The sequence below is a fragment of the Noviherbaspirillum sedimenti genome (genome assembly GCF_003590835.1).
GTDB lineage: Bacteria > Pseudomonadota > Gammaproteobacteria > Burkholderiales > Burkholderiaceae_D > Paucimonas > Paucimonas sedimenti.
In genome coordinates this window covers 153649-166997 of the sequence record NZ_QYUQ01000002.1, presented here as the reverse complement: position 1 = coordinate 166997, position 13349 = coordinate 153649, and the positions used below count along the sequence as shown (strand labels likewise).

General features: G+C 57.7%; 13 protein-coding genes. 9 read left to right on the top strand and 4 right to left on the bottom strand.

The window, feature by feature from the left end; translation table 11 throughout:
- Positions 1-17: 17 nt before the first annotated feature.
- Positions 18-998, bottom strand: coding sequence for an alpha/beta fold hydrolase (locus D3878_RS00840; RefSeq protein WP_158592139.1), 981 nt, complete (start codon positions 996-998; stop codon positions 18-20).
- A 106-nt stretch (positions 999-1104) separates the two neighbouring features.
- On the opposite strand from D3878_RS00840, the gene pqqA reads away from it, so the two are divergent.
- The 6 genes from pqqA (at position 1105) to D3878_RS00810 (ending at position 5519) form a co-directional block, all read left to right on the top strand.
- Complete coding sequence (pqqA, locus tag D3878_RS00835; protein ID WP_119787628.1) at positions 1105-1179, top strand: pyrroloquinoline quinone precursor peptide PqqA; 75 nt, start codon at positions 1105-1107, stop codon at positions 1177-1179.
- 131 nt (positions 1180-1310) lie between these two features.
- Entirely contained in the window at positions 1311-2237 is a 927-nt protein-coding gene (pqqB, locus tag D3878_RS00830) for a pyrroloquinoline quinone biosynthesis protein PqqB (RefSeq protein WP_119787627.1), read from the top strand.
- Positions 2234-2950, top strand: coding sequence for a pyrroloquinoline-quinone synthase PqqC (gene pqqC, locus D3878_RS00825; protein ID WP_119783750.1), 717 nt, complete (start codon positions 2234-2236; stop codon positions 2948-2950). The genes pqqB and pqqC overlap by 4 nt, the downstream gene beginning before the upstream one ends.
- 50 nt (positions 2951-3000) lie before the next feature.
- Positions 3001-3264, top strand: coding sequence for a pyrroloquinoline quinone biosynthesis peptide chaperone PqqD (gene pqqD / locus D3878_RS00820; RefSeq protein WP_119787626.1), 264 nt, complete (start codon positions 3001-3003; stop codon positions 3262-3264).
- The gene (pqqE, locus tag D3878_RS00815; RefSeq protein ID WP_119783749.1) at positions 3257-4480 is read left to right on the top strand and encodes a pyrroloquinoline quinone biosynthesis protein PqqE; all 1224 of its coding nucleotides are present in this window, start codon (positions 3257-3259) and stop codon (positions 4478-4480) included. The genes pqqD and pqqE overlap by 8 nt, the downstream gene beginning before the upstream one ends.
- Before the next feature lie 76 nt (positions 4481-4556).
- Complete coding sequence (locus D3878_RS00810; RefSeq protein ID WP_119783748.1) at positions 4557-5519, top strand: YVTN family beta-propeller repeat protein; 963 nt, start codon at positions 4557-4559, stop codon at positions 5517-5519.
- 190 nt (positions 5520-5709) lie between these two features.
- Here D3878_RS00810 and D3878_RS00805 read toward each other — a convergent pair whose 3' ends face one another.
- Together D3878_RS00805 and adh are read right to left on the bottom strand one after the other, a co-directional pair.
- A complete protein-coding gene (locus tag D3878_RS00805; RefSeq protein ID WP_119783747.1) occupies positions 5710-7467 on the bottom strand; it encodes a PQQ-dependent methanol/ethanol family dehydrogenase in 1758 nt (585 codons plus the stop codon).
- Between the two features lie 342 nt (positions 7468-7809).
- Complete coding sequence (gene adh / locus D3878_RS00800; RefSeq protein ID WP_119783746.1) at positions 7810-9330, bottom strand: aldehyde dehydrogenase; 1521 nt, start codon at positions 9328-9330, stop codon at positions 7810-7812.
- Between the two features lie 762 nt (positions 9331-10092).
- Between adh and yefM the strand changes: the two genes are divergently transcribed.
- The 3 genes from yefM (at position 10093) to D3878_RS00785 (ending at position 11850) form a co-directional block, all read left to right on the top strand.
- The gene (yefM, locus tag D3878_RS00795) at positions 10093-10344 is read left to right on the top strand and encodes a YoeB-YefM toxin-antitoxin system antitoxin YefM (RefSeq protein ID WP_119783745.1); all 252 of its coding nucleotides are present in this window, start codon (positions 10093-10095) and stop codon (positions 10342-10344) included.
- The gene (locus tag D3878_RS00790; protein ID WP_119783744.1) at positions 10341-10595 is read left to right on the top strand and encodes a Txe/YoeB family addiction module toxin; all 255 of its coding nucleotides are present in this window, start codon (positions 10341-10343) and stop codon (positions 10593-10595) included. Before yefM ends, D3878_RS00790 begins: the two co-directional genes overlap by 4 nt.
- A 169-nt stretch (positions 10596-10764) precedes the next feature.
- Positions 10765-11850 carry an IS110 family RNA-guided transposase gene (locus D3878_RS00785; RefSeq protein ID WP_119783743.1) on the top strand — a complete coding sequence of 362 codons (1086 nt, stop codon included), beginning with the start codon at positions 10765-10767 and terminating at the stop codon, positions 11848-11850.
- A 276-nt stretch (positions 11851-12126) separates the two neighbouring features.
- On the opposite strand, the gene D3878_RS00780 is transcribed toward D3878_RS00785, so the two are convergent.
- Complete coding sequence (locus D3878_RS00780; RefSeq protein WP_158592138.1) at positions 12127-13296, bottom strand: restriction endonuclease; 1170 nt, start codon at positions 13294-13296, stop codon at positions 12127-12129.
- Positions 13297-13349 lie beyond the last annotated feature (53 nt).

The window sequence follows — 13349 nt, the reverse complement described above, 5'->3', positions numbered from 1 at the left end:
CACTTACCAACTGCCTTTTACATCAAATCCCTGATCGCCAGACACAGCGCCGCCCGGATCGTCGGATCGGCAGGCGTGTGCGTGCCGTTTTGCACCCAGCGCAAGTCGGCATGCGGCATGAAGCGTTTCAAGCGTTGCGCATTTTCAGGCGGACATACCAGATCGTGCGTGCCGTGGATCAGGATGGTCGGAATGTGCGCGGCGCGCCGCGCACAGCGAAACAGCGCGCGTTCGCTGGTGAAACAAGCCTGCGACAGGTAATGCGCCTGCAAGCGATATTTCGCCACCTGCTGCGCCGAAGCACTCTCTGGCGACGTCGGCCTTGAGCAACCAGAAGTCGGACGCGAAATCGCAAGCTGCCCCGGCTGCACAGTCGAAGCAGTCATCCGGCGCATGATCGCTTCTTCATAATCGTGCCAGCGGCGGGTTGCATCGCTGCGCTGTTCATGTGTTCCGTTTTGTAACAGCTGTGTCAGGAATTGGAGCACATCGCGCTGTTGCGCCGCGGACCAACCGGCAGTGAGGCGAGCCCAGGCATCAGGCACGTCAGCTTGCAGCGAATGAAAAAAACGGTCGACCTCGCGTGCGCTTGCCAGAAATACACCGCGCAGCACCAGGCCTTGCACAGCCGCCGGATAGCGCCCGGCATAACACAGGGCAAGCGTCGCGCCCCACGATCCGCCGACCACCAGCCAGCGCGGAATGCGCAAGCGGATGCGCAGGCGTTCGATATCCTCGACCAGATGCGCGGTTTGATTGTGCGCGGTTTCGCCTTGCGGCACACTGTTGCCGGCGCCGCGCTGATCGAACAGCACCACGCGCTGGCGCGAAAGATCGAACCATTCCAGCATCGCCGGCTTGCAGCCGCTGCCGGGACCGCCGTGCAGCACTACCGCCGCCGGCGCGGACGGTTCGCCATATTGGGCGCAATGCAGGCGATGGCCACCGCCGACCGTGATATGGCTTTCGCAAAAGGGCACCCTGGTTTGCTCCGGCATGGATATTGCGTTGATAGGCATGGTTGCAAGCAGTTGAGGTTATGAAGTAATTCAACCGCAAGCAATCAAGAAATGTACCTACACCGACCAATCAAAGGAGACCACCATGCAATGGACCAAACCCGAATTCACCGACTGGCGCTTCGGCTTTGAAATCACGATGTACATCGCCAACCGTTAAGCCGCAGGCGGCGGCGCGGGCCGGCCAGCCGCCAGCCCGCGCCGGCAGCATCATGGATTGTTTAGGGGTAGCAAAAAGTCCATGATGCTGTCTTGACGCTGTCCAATGAATACTGTCCCGACTGGCGCATCATGAAAATCATCGTACTGGGATCGTCCGCCGGCGGTGGCTTCCCGCAGTGGAATTGCAATTGTCGCAATTGCGCGGGCGTGCGCACCGGCGCCATCCGGGCGCAAGCGCGCACGCAATCATCTATCGCGGTGTCGAACAATGGCAGCGACTGGCTCTTGATCAATGCCTCACCCGACATCCTGACGCAAATCAGGGCCACACCGGCATTACAGCCGCAGCGCCACGCGCGCGACACCGGCATCAAGGCAGTGCTGCTGATGGATGCGCAGATCGACCATGTCACGGGTCTGTTGATGCTGCGCGAAGGCGCGCCGATCCCGCTGTACTGCACGCCTTCGGTGTGGGACGACCTGACCGACGGTTTGCCGCTGGTGCCGGTGCTGTCGCATTACTGCGGCGTGCACTGGCATCCGGTATCGGCGACCAGCGGTGACGGTGACGGCGACGCCTTCCAGGTGCCGGCGCTTGACGGCATCCGCTTTACCCCGCTGGCTTTGCTGAGCAAGGCGCCGCCGTATTCGCCGCACCGCGAACAGCCGCTACCGGGTGACAATCTTGGCCTCTTGATCGAAGACACCGCGACCGGCAAGCGCCTGTTCTATGCGCCGGGGCTGGGCCAGATCGAGCCGCATGTGCAAGCTGCGATGCAAGAGGCCGACTGCGTGCTGGTCGACGGCACTTTGTGGACCGCCGACGAAATGATCCGCCAGGGATTTTCGAAAAAAATGGCGGCTGACATGGGCCACCTGCCCCTGTCCGGTGCCGGCGGCATGATCGAGCTGCTCGACGCCATCGGCAGGCAGCGCAAGATTCTCATCCATATCAACAATACCAACCCGATCCTCGACGAGGATTCCGCCGAGCGCGCGCACCTTGCGCAGCGCGGCATCGAGGTCGCCTTCGACGGCATGGAGATCACCTTATGAACACCGCCATCCAGGACGACGCCGGCGCCGAACAACCGTGGAGCCGCGCCGAATTCGAGCGCCGTCTGCGCGCCAGGGGCGAGGCCTATCACATTCACCACCCCTTCAATGTCAGCATGCGCGAAGGGCGCCTCAGCACCGAGCAGATCCGCGGCTGGGTTGCCAACCGCTTTTACTATCAGGTCAAGATCCCGCAAAAGGATGGCGCCATCATCGCCAATTGCCCGGACCGCGAAACGCGCAGGAAATGGGTGCTGCGCATCCTCGACCACGACGGCTGGGAAGACAACCCGGGCGGCATCGAAGCCTGGACCCGGCTGGGCGAGGCAGTCGGCATCAAGCGCGACTTGTTGTGGTCGCAAAAGCTGGTGGCGCCGGGCGTGCGATTCGCGGTCGACGCCTACGTCAATTTCGCCCGCAGCGCGCCGTGGCAGGAAGCAGTGTGCTCGTCGCTGACCGAGATGTTCGCGCCGAAAATCCACCAGGACCGGCTCGCCACCTGGCCGCAGCATTACCCGTGGATCGAGCCGACAGGATTGCAATACTTCCGCAGCCGCATTTCGCTGGCCGAGCGCGACGTGGTACACGGCTTGCAAGTCACGCTGGATCATTTCACGACGCGCACCCAACAGGAGCGCGCGCTGGACATCCTGCAATTCAAGCTCGACGTGCTGTGGTCGATCTCGGACGCGATTGCGCTGGCATATCCGTGAAAATGAGATCTAGCTTACCTGCATTACCGACCATGTCTGAGAGGTGAATGATGAATGCCCTGCCCGCCACGCCAAAGCTCTCCCGGCTGTTTCGCCTGCAATGGGAACCGTCGCAAAACAATTATGTCTTGCTGTACCCGGAAGGCATGGTCAAACTGAACCAGAGCGCCGCCGAAATCCTGAAACGCTGTGACGGCGCGCGCGACATCCCAATGATCGTCGGCGACCTGGAACAGACGTTTTCCACCACCGGCTTGTCCGGGCAAGTCAACGATTTCCTGCAATCCGCCCACCAGCGAGGCTGGCTTGTCTAGCGCCGGCGCAGTCGAACCCGGCGCCGCCGGACAGAGCGCAGCCGCCAGGCCGCCCTTGTGGCTGCTGGCCGAGCTGACCTACCGTTGCCCGCTGCATTGCGTGTTTTGCTACAACCCGTTGAACTATGCCGAAAACCGCAATGAATTGACCACCGCGCAGTGGATCGACGTCATGCGCCAGGCGCGCGCGCTCGGCGCCGCCCAGCTCGGCTTTTCCGGCGGCGAGCCATTGTTGCGCGACGACCTGGAAGAATTGATCGCCGAAGGGCGCCGGCTAGGCTACTACACCAACCTGATCACGTCCGGCATCGGCCTGACCGAGGCGCGCATTGCGCGCATGAAGGAGCTCGGCCTGGACCACATCCAGTTGTCGTTCCAGGACTCGACCCGCGAAATGAACGATTTCCTGACCAGCACCAAGACCTTCGACTTGAAGTCGCGCGTGGCGAAATTGATCAAGCAATATGACTACCCGATGGTCTTGAACGTGGTGCTGCACCGCTACAACCTCGACCATGTCGGCCGCATCATCGACATGGCGCTGGAAATGGGCGTCGAATACCTGGAACTGGCCAATACCCAGTACTACGGCTGGGCGCTGGCCAACCGCGCGCAGCTGCTGCCTACGCGCGAACAGCTGGTGCGCGCGGAAAGCGTGGTCAACGACTATCGCGCCAGAATCGGCAAGCAAATGCGCATTCTGTTCGTGGTCCCGGATTATTTCGAAGAACGCCCAAAGGCATGCATGAACGGCTGGGGCTCGGTGTTTCTGGCGATCGCCGCCGATGGCGCGGCGCTGCCCTGTCACGCGGCCAGATCGCTGCCCGGCTTCGATTTTCCGAACGTGACGCAACAGGACTTGCGCGCCATCTGGTACGACAGCGACGCCTTCAACCGCTACCGCGGCGATTCGTGGATGAAGGAACCGTGCCGCACCTGCCCCGAAAAAGAAAAGGATTTCGGCGGCTGCCGCTGCCAGGCACTGGCTCTGACCGGTGCCGCCGACAATGCCGACCCTGTGTGCGCCAAATCGCCCTACCATGATCAGGTCAAAAACATCGTCCTGCAGGCGCAGCAGTCGAAAACTGCGACGGCGAACCCGCAGCCTCTGCTGTTTCGCAGCGATGCAAACTCCCTGAGAAACAGTCACGGCGACCGGCAAAATCCCACGCCACCCGTGCTTCCGCCGCATTCACGCGGGCCTGCCCATCGGTGAATGCAATGCATCCGTCGTGGCATCTTCTGGCACGGCGTTTGCATTTGTCATATTTCCATAACCATAGGAGACAGACATGACATCCTCCCCCACATTGCCGCGCCTGGCCGCCGCCCTGCAACTGGCCTGGCCGCTGTTGTGCGCGCCGGCGCTGGCCGCGCCGTTCGCCTACGTGCCGAATGAAAAATCCGGCACGGTGAGCATCATCGATACCGCAAGCGACTCGGTGATCGGCGAGATTGCTGCCGGCAGCCGGCCGCGCGGCATCGCGATCGACCCTGCCCGGGGTGCCCTGTTCATCACCGATGCCACCGCCCGCACGCTGCTGGTGATCGATACAGCCGAACGGCGGGTGCTGCGGCAGGCGCCGCTGGGCGCGTCGCCCGAAGGTGTGAGTCTCTCGCCAGATCGCAAACTGGTAGCCGCCGCCGTCGAGGAAGGCAATAGCGTGGCGCTGCGGAATGCAGTTAACGGCGCGCACATCGCCGACATCAAGGTCGAAGGACACAACCCGGAACATGCGGTATTTTCCCCCGATGGCCGCGAGCTCTACGTCAGCGCCGAAGATGCCGAGCAGATCGACGTCATCGACGTCGCCAAGCAGCGCCAGGTGGCGTCGATCGCGGTCGGCCGGCGCCCGCGCGGCATCGGCTTTCTGCCCGACGGCAGTCGCGCCTATGTCGCCTGCGAACTGGCCGACACGGTGTATGCGATCGACGTCGCCAGCCGCAAGGTAGTCGCCACGATTGCCGCCGGCAAGAGCGCCAACGGCATTGTGGTCCACCCCGACGGCAAACGGGTATATGTCTCCAACGGCCGCGACGCCACGGTCATGGTGATCGATACCGCCAGCAACATGGTGGTCAACACCATCGCTGTCGGCAAGCGCCCGTGGAACATGGCGCTCACACCCGACGGCAACAAACTGTATGTCGCCAACGGCCGCTCCAACAGTGTGTCGGTGATCGATACCAGGACCGGGCGCGTCATCTCCGAGATCATGGTCGGCGAATTGCCCTGGGGAGTGGCGATCCGGTAAATCACGTGGCGCGGTGGCCGTCGTGATGACACACAAAAAAAAAGGGCCGGTGAGGAGAACCACCGGCCCAAACTGTCTAAAGAGACAGGGAGAACTGTCAAAGAGACATGGAGACGAATTCATTACGGATTAGCCGGAACTCCTTTCCTTGCAAGGAAAGAAGTTCCAATTTTTTCTTGCGACCTTGCGATCACTTGCCGGCCAGCTTGAACACCCAGACCGAGCCGCCCTGTTCCAGGAAGTTCACCTTTTTGGCGACTTCACCACCCCACAGCGGCACGGCGCCGCCCCAACCGGAAACCACCGCGACGTATTGCGTGTCGCCTTCTTTCCAGGTAACCGGCGGCGCGACCACGCCGGAGCCGGTCTGGAACTTCCACATTTCCTTGCCGGACTTGGCGTCGACCGCTTTCAGGAAGCCTTCCGGCGTGCCGTAGAACACCAGGTCGCCGGCGGTGGCCATCGCACCACCCCACAGCGGCGCATTGTTCTTGACTTCCCAGGCGATCTTGCCGCTCTTCGGATCGACCGCACGCATGACGCCGATATAGTCGTCATACAAGGGCTTGATGGTGAAGCCTGCGCCCAGATAGGCGGCGCCCTTCTTGTAGGCGACCGGCTCGTTCCAGATATCCATGCCCCACTCGTTGGCCGGCACATAGAACAGCTTGGTCTTCGGGCTGTATGCCATCGGCATCTGGTTTTTTCCGCCCAGGAAAGACGGTGCGGAAAACACGGTCTTGCCCTTCTTGCCATCCTGCCCCTTGGTCGGGTCGCCCGGGCGGCCTTCCGGAGTGAAGTTCGGCCGGCCGGTCTTCAAGTCGATGCTGGAAGCCCAGGTGATCTTGTTGACGAACGGGAAGGCGTTCTGCAATTTGCCATTCTTGGCATCGATCACGTAGAAAAAACCGTTGCGGTCGGCCTTGCCGCCCATGCGTTTGCCGTTCATGTCGAAGGTGACGAATTCATTGACACCGTCGAAATCCCAGCCGTCATTGGGCGTGGTCTGGTAATGCCACTTGATCTGGCCGGTGGCGATATCGATGGCGACCGTCGAGGCCGAATACAGGTTGTCGCCGGGACGCAGATGACTGTTCCATGGCGCCGGATTGCCGGTGCCGAAATAGGCCAGGCCGGTGGAAGCATCATATGTTCCGCCGAGCCAGGTGGCGGCACCGCCGGATTTCCACAGGTCGCCCGGCCAGGTGGCATTGGTAGTGCCGGAAATGCCGTTCTCGATTGCTTTGCCATCCTTGTCGTACTTGTAGCCCATGTGGCCTTCGACCATTGGCCGCACCCAGACCAGTTCACCGGTGCGCGGATTGCGCGCCTCGACCCGGCCGATCACGCCGAATTCACCGCCGGAGACGCCGGTCAAGAGCAAGCCCTTGGCAATCAGCGGCGCCGCCGAAGCCGAATAGCCAGCCTGGTAGTCATCGATCTTTTCCTTCCAGACGACTTCGCCGGTGTCCTGGTTCAGGGCCACCAGTTGCGCATCGAGCGTGGCGAAGATCACCAGGTTGTCGTACAGCGCTGCGCCGCGGTTGATAACGTCGCAGCAAGGCATGATGCCGTCCGGCAGGCGGTGCTCGTACTTCCACAGTTTGGCGCCGGTCTTTACATCCAGCGCATAAATGCGCGAGTAAGATGCAGTGACGAACATCTTGCCGTTATAGATGACCGGCTGCGCTTCCTGGCCGCGCTGTTTTTCGCCGCCGAACGAAAACGACCATGCCGGCACCAGTTGCGAGACGGTCCTGGTATTGATCTGGGTGAGCGGAGAATAACGCTGGCCCTGCTGACCCATCCCCCACGACAGCACATTGTTCGGCGCCTTGGCATCGTTTTCAATCATCGCATCGGTCACGCCTGCGGCATGTACTGCGGCTGACGCGAACGATACCGCCAGTGCGGCGCCGATCACGGAAATTTTGAATTGCTTCTGCATACATTCTCCTTTGACTACTATGAATGAGTTATTTTTTTATTTGACTCGATCGATGCAAGCATCTGCACAGCTATACGCAAGCGACATGCCACCGGCCTTTTCCCGAACCGCCCCCATCTTCGCTTCATCCCTTTGCTACTTAGCGGGATTGCCAAGGGCATGAGCCATATCCAGGGGCTTTTTTCACTGCCTGGAAGTACGTCCGAAGTGGCTGAAAACGGACCACATCTGTTGCGTCAAAAAACAGCAATTGTTACGAAACACAACAGCCCCATGTGATGGAGTAGCAGCGCACCCTGCTTGTGACAAGGCGCGCCCTACCGTTTCACACCATTTCAGTGTCTAGAAGAAGCCCAGTGCCTTCGGGCTATAGCTGACCAGCAGATTTTTCGTTTGCTGATAGTGCTCCAGCATCATCTTGTGCGTTTCACGGCCAATGCCCGACTGCTTGTAGCCACCGAAAGCCGCATGGGCCGGGTACAGGTGATAGCAGTTGGTCCAGACGCGGCCAGCCTGGATGGCGCGGCCGACGCGGAACGCGCGCGAACCGTCGCGTGTCCACAAGCCCGCGCCCAGTCCGTACAGCGTGTCATTGGCGATCGCCAGCGCATCGGCTTCATCCTTGAAGGTGGTCACCGACACCACCGGTCCGAAGATCTCTTCCTGGAAAATGCGCATCTTGTTGTTGCCGGCAAAAACAGTCGGCTTGACATAGTAGCCACCGGCCAGATCGCCGGAGAGGCGGTGCTGTTCGCCGCCGATCAGGACCTCGGCGCCTTCCTGGCGGCCGATATCCATGTAGGACAGGATTTTTTCCATCTGTTCATTGGAAGCCTGGGCACCGATCATGGTGCTGCTGTCCAGCGGATTGCCCTGCTTGATGGCGGCCACGCGCGCAATGGCGCGCTCCATGAACTTTTCGTAGATGGATTCCTGCACCAGCACGCGCGACGGGCACGTGCAGACTTCCCCCTGGTTCAGCGCAAACATGGCAAAGCCTTCCAGGCACTTGTCGAAGTAATCGTCATCGGCGTCCATGACGTCGGCAAAGAAGATGTTGGGCGATTTACCGCCCAGCTCCAGCGTCACCGGAATGAGGTTTTGCGCAGCGTATTGCATGATCAGTCGGCCGGTGCCGGTCTCGCCCGTAAAGGCAATCTTGGCGATACGCTTGCTGGTGGCCAGCGGCTTGCCGGCTTCCAGGCCAAAGCCGTTGACAATATTGAGCACGCCCGGCGGCAGCAAGTCGCCGATCAGTTCGATCAGCACCATGATCGATGCGGGCGTCTGCTCGGCAGGCTTCAGGACCACGCAGTTGCCGGCGGCAAGCGCAGGCGCCAGCTTCCAGACAGCCATCAGAATCGGGAAATTCCACGGGATGATCTGCCCAACGACGCCAAGCGGCTCATGGAAGTGATAGGCGTAGGTTTCAGAATCGATTTGCGCGACGCTGCCTTCCTGGGCGCGGATACAGCCGGCGAAATAGCGGAAATGATCGATCGCCAGCGGGATATCGGCAGCCATGGTTTCGCGGATCGGCTTGCCATTGTCGATGGTCTCGGCTGTGGCGATCAATTCCAGATTCGCTTCCATGCGATCGGCGATCTTGTTGAGGATGTTGGCGCGCTCGGTCAGCGAAGTCTTGCCCCATGCAGCGCGGGCGGCGTGGGCGGCGTCCAGCGCCAGTTCGATATCTTCGGCGGTGGAACGGGCGATTTCGCAGAAGGGCTGACCGGTGATCGGGGTGATGTTCTGGAAGTATTCGCCCTTCACCGGCACAATGAATTTGCCGCCAATGTAATTGTCGTAGCGTTGCTTGAACGGGCTCTTGATGCCGAGTTTGCTGATGTCTGCCAAATTCATTTCTGTCTCCTAAAAAATATGAGATGCGTCTGATTTTTTTAAATTAAGTGCGGCGAGCGCGTAGTGGTAATGGCAAATGCCGTGCCAGCCTGGGAACTTCGCAAGAAAATCGAAAAAATTGCGGCTACGCCGCAGCTGCCTGTAGTGCTGCACGCATTTTTTAATGAAGAGACTGAGACTGGAGGGAAAAGGTCAGCGAACTGAATTGTTCACTTTTGGAACAGGCGGATAAACAGATGTATCAAATCAATTCAATCCCGCTGTTCAGGGATGGCACAACGGATTTTCATCGAGCGTCTGTTGATGAGATTGGAGGCAGATATTCGCAAAGGGCAAGCAGTACTACCCGGATGCCTGGGAAGCGTATGCAGCAGCAGCGTGAAGCAGTTGTAGTGTGAAGCAGCAGTAAAAGCAGCAGACAGACCGAAGCGTAGATAGGAACAGGTTAGACCGACACGCCATGAACCTGGCTAACTCGTTGGCACATCATGGCCGATGAACGAATGAGGGTGGCGTGTGCGGCTTTTATCTTGGCCCGGCAAAAATGACTGCCAACAAGGCCGTTTGTAGATGTGCAGTCTTATTCTGTTTCGAAAAAACGTGCCGGCTATGCGGATGGAGAGAACTCGTATGCAAAAAAATTGAAAAGCTCTTGCTAACTAGGGGAAGTCCTTATAAACGAGTTATATTTCTGGCATGCCATCATGTTTGACTGAGAGGTCTGAAATATGTACAATATTACGTACATGTACGGAGGAGCCCATGGACGCCATTTCATATACCGCCGCTCGGCAAAACCTAGCCAAAACAATGGATAAGGTTTGCCTTGATCACGAGCCTATCATTATTACCAGAAACAACGAACAATCTGTTGTCATGATGTCACTTGAGGACTTCAAAGCCCTTGAAGAGACAGCCTATCTCTTGCGTAGTCCCAAGAACGCACGCCGCCTGTTGGAATCAATAGCACAACTCGAAAGCGGCAAAGGAACTCAGCAGGAGCTGCTCGATTGAAACTTATCTTTTCCGAAACCGCCTGGGAAGATTACGTCTACTGGCAGAAAACTGACAAAAAAGTGCTCAATCGAACAAATGAACTAATTAAGGCGATTATGCGCACACCGTTTGAAGGAATCGGAAAACCTGAACCTCTCAAACATGGCTTTGCAGGATATTGGTCAAGAAGAATCAATGACGAACATCGAATCATTTACAAAGTACAAGACGACTCTTTGTTAATCGCTCAATGCAGGTACCATTACTGAAAATATAACGTAAAGCTAACAGGCACGTAACAGTTGTCGCGAAGCGGCAAGCCTTCTGTTGCGTGTCCGGGTTGAATGATGGGATGGACTCCTCCCGCTTTTTTGCGCGATAGTAGGCGCACTGGTCGACGTGGGGATGGAGATCAGTCGTCAACGAAAGGAGTCCACCATGTATGCTACTACCGTGGCCGTTGATCTGGCCAAATCCGTCTTTCAACTTGCCGTGGCCGATGCCCACTGGCGTGTCACCGAGCAACTTCGGCTTACCCGCAGTCAATTCGAAAAATGGTTCATCAACCGCGCGGTATCCCTGGTCGTCATGGAAGCCTGCGGCTCGGCCCATCATTGGGGACGTTGGCTCAACAGCCTGGGCATCGAAGTCAAGCTGCTGCCGGCGGCTTACATCCGCGCCTACGTCAAGCGCAACAAGACCGATGCCGCCGATGCCTGCGCCCTGCTGGAAGCTGCCCGCTGCGCCGACATCATCCCCGTCAAGGTCAAATCCATCGAACAGCAAGCCTTGCAAGGCCTGCACCGGACCCGTTCGCTCTGGATGGGCACCTGCACCGCGCGCATCAATGCCTTGCGCGGTTTCTGTCGGGAGTTCGGCATTTCCGTTGCGGCTGGAAGCCGCAACGGCCTGGAACAAATCAGTCGCGTCCTGGCCGATCCCTATTCCGCCGTGCCTGGCTTGATCCGTGGCACGATGACGCTGCTGGTGGAGGAAATCCGCCTGCTCGAAGTCCGCATTGCCCAGCTCGAACGTGAACTCACCGAACTGGCCAAACAGTCGCCTGCGTGCACCACGCTCCTGTCGATTCCCGGCATCGGCTTGCTCACCGCGACCGCCATGGTGGCGGCCACCAGCGGCCAGGTCAGCCACTTCAAGGATGCGCGCCATTTCGCCAGCTGGTTTGGCCTCACGCCCAAGGAACACTCGTCCGGCAGCACGCGGCATCTCGGGCGCATTTCCAAGCGCGGTGATCGTTACCTGCGCATGCTGCTCACCCATGGGGCGCGGTCGGTATTGAGAGCGGCCAGTGTGGCGCATGCGGCCGGACGACAGATCGACGGCTTGCGGCACTGGGCGTTGACGGTCCAGGGCCGCACCAACCACAACAAGGCAGCCTGCGCCCTGGCCAACAAGCTGGCGCGCATTTGCTATGCCGCGCTCAGGGATGGCGAACCTTATACCGGCATGGTGACGCGCATGAACAAGAAAATCGAACGCACCGCGTATGCGATGCCGGCATGACCCGATTGCATGACCCTTGACCCACCCGCCTTTGCGTAGAGATTGATCGCCCATCATGGCACACCGGGAAACACCCACACCGTTTGACGCCGATAACTTTTCCGGCAGCTTGCCTGCCGCTTGCAACGATTGGCGCAATGGTGACGCAGATTCCATGTCGGCACGGACCACAGCAGAGTCCACATCAGATGCCGGATATACGACTGCAGGCTTATCCCTCATGCCAGACCTATCGATCAGTTTCTTGATTTATGGGAGGAGTCCATATACAACGAGTTAGGTTTCTCCTATATCGCTATTCGGGTTGGTTGCGTTAATTGGTGCCCAGGCAATACCATTTTCATTGCTCACCAATTTATAGTATATGGATGTTTGGTCGGAGTCGGATATGCTCATTGGCGCACTGCATTGGATATGTATAGTTACGCCATCACGACCAACGGCGTCATCGGGTTTGTCCGCAAGGTTAATCTCTCGTTTTGGCGATGACTCGCACATCATGAATTTGGCGGGTGTACTTGGTGGCGAGGCGCTCAAAGGCGTGACGGCATTCTCTATGACGTTTTCTAGAATCATTGGGTACTGCCTGCCCCTGTCTATTTCAAACTCGCTCTCACTTTTTATGTATTGCATCGTGAAATCAATTTCATTGACTGATACAACAATGCGATTGGGAAAAAATATTGCGGTAGGTTTTTCAAATCGTATCTTTTGAGCAAAGCTAGATGGCTGTTTGTTCCAAAAATTAGAATTTTGCGTTCGCCAAGTTTCTAAAATTAGCTTTGCTAGGTTGTTGACGTAATTTCCTCTGGTGTACGAAGTTATGCCATCAGGCGTTGTCTCAACGGTGTACCGATATAGATTAATTGTGGAATCCAAGTCCGCGTCTTTTTCCGACAACACTATGTTTGATAGCTTGGATTGAACATACGCTGATGCGTCGGCTTCATGCCCTTGTTCAGCAATAATGCTGGCGTTAAATTTGATGCATATAGGCCTGGATCCCTGCATATACATTTTGAATTTTATTATTCGACCTGTATAGCCAAAATCATCGTCTTCCGATGGTCGTATGATGAATAGGTCAATGCCTTTGCTTTTTGCATAAAGCTCCGCCCCAGCTTCAAAACCTACAGTTGTTATTACGGCATACTTGTCAAGCTTAAGGTCTTCCTTCTTCGCATATGCAACATCGATGATGTCACCGTCTACCTTTTGCGACCAATATTTGCATTCAATCCCAAGAGCGATAATGTGCGGATTAAATCCAAACTTCACTATCACATCAACTTCTCTGTTTCTTCCGGATGCTCCCTTGGCTTTGTAATTGCGCTCAACGTGAATGGTGCCGTCATTTTGAGCATAGAGATCTTTTACAAATTCTTCAAATTCGCTCCAATTTTCAATGCCGGCAATCTGCGAAATAATTTCTTTGTTCTGATTCATTGGCATCTCTTTTGGCAGATTTTGAAACCTAACGTTGGAGCTGACCGGAACGC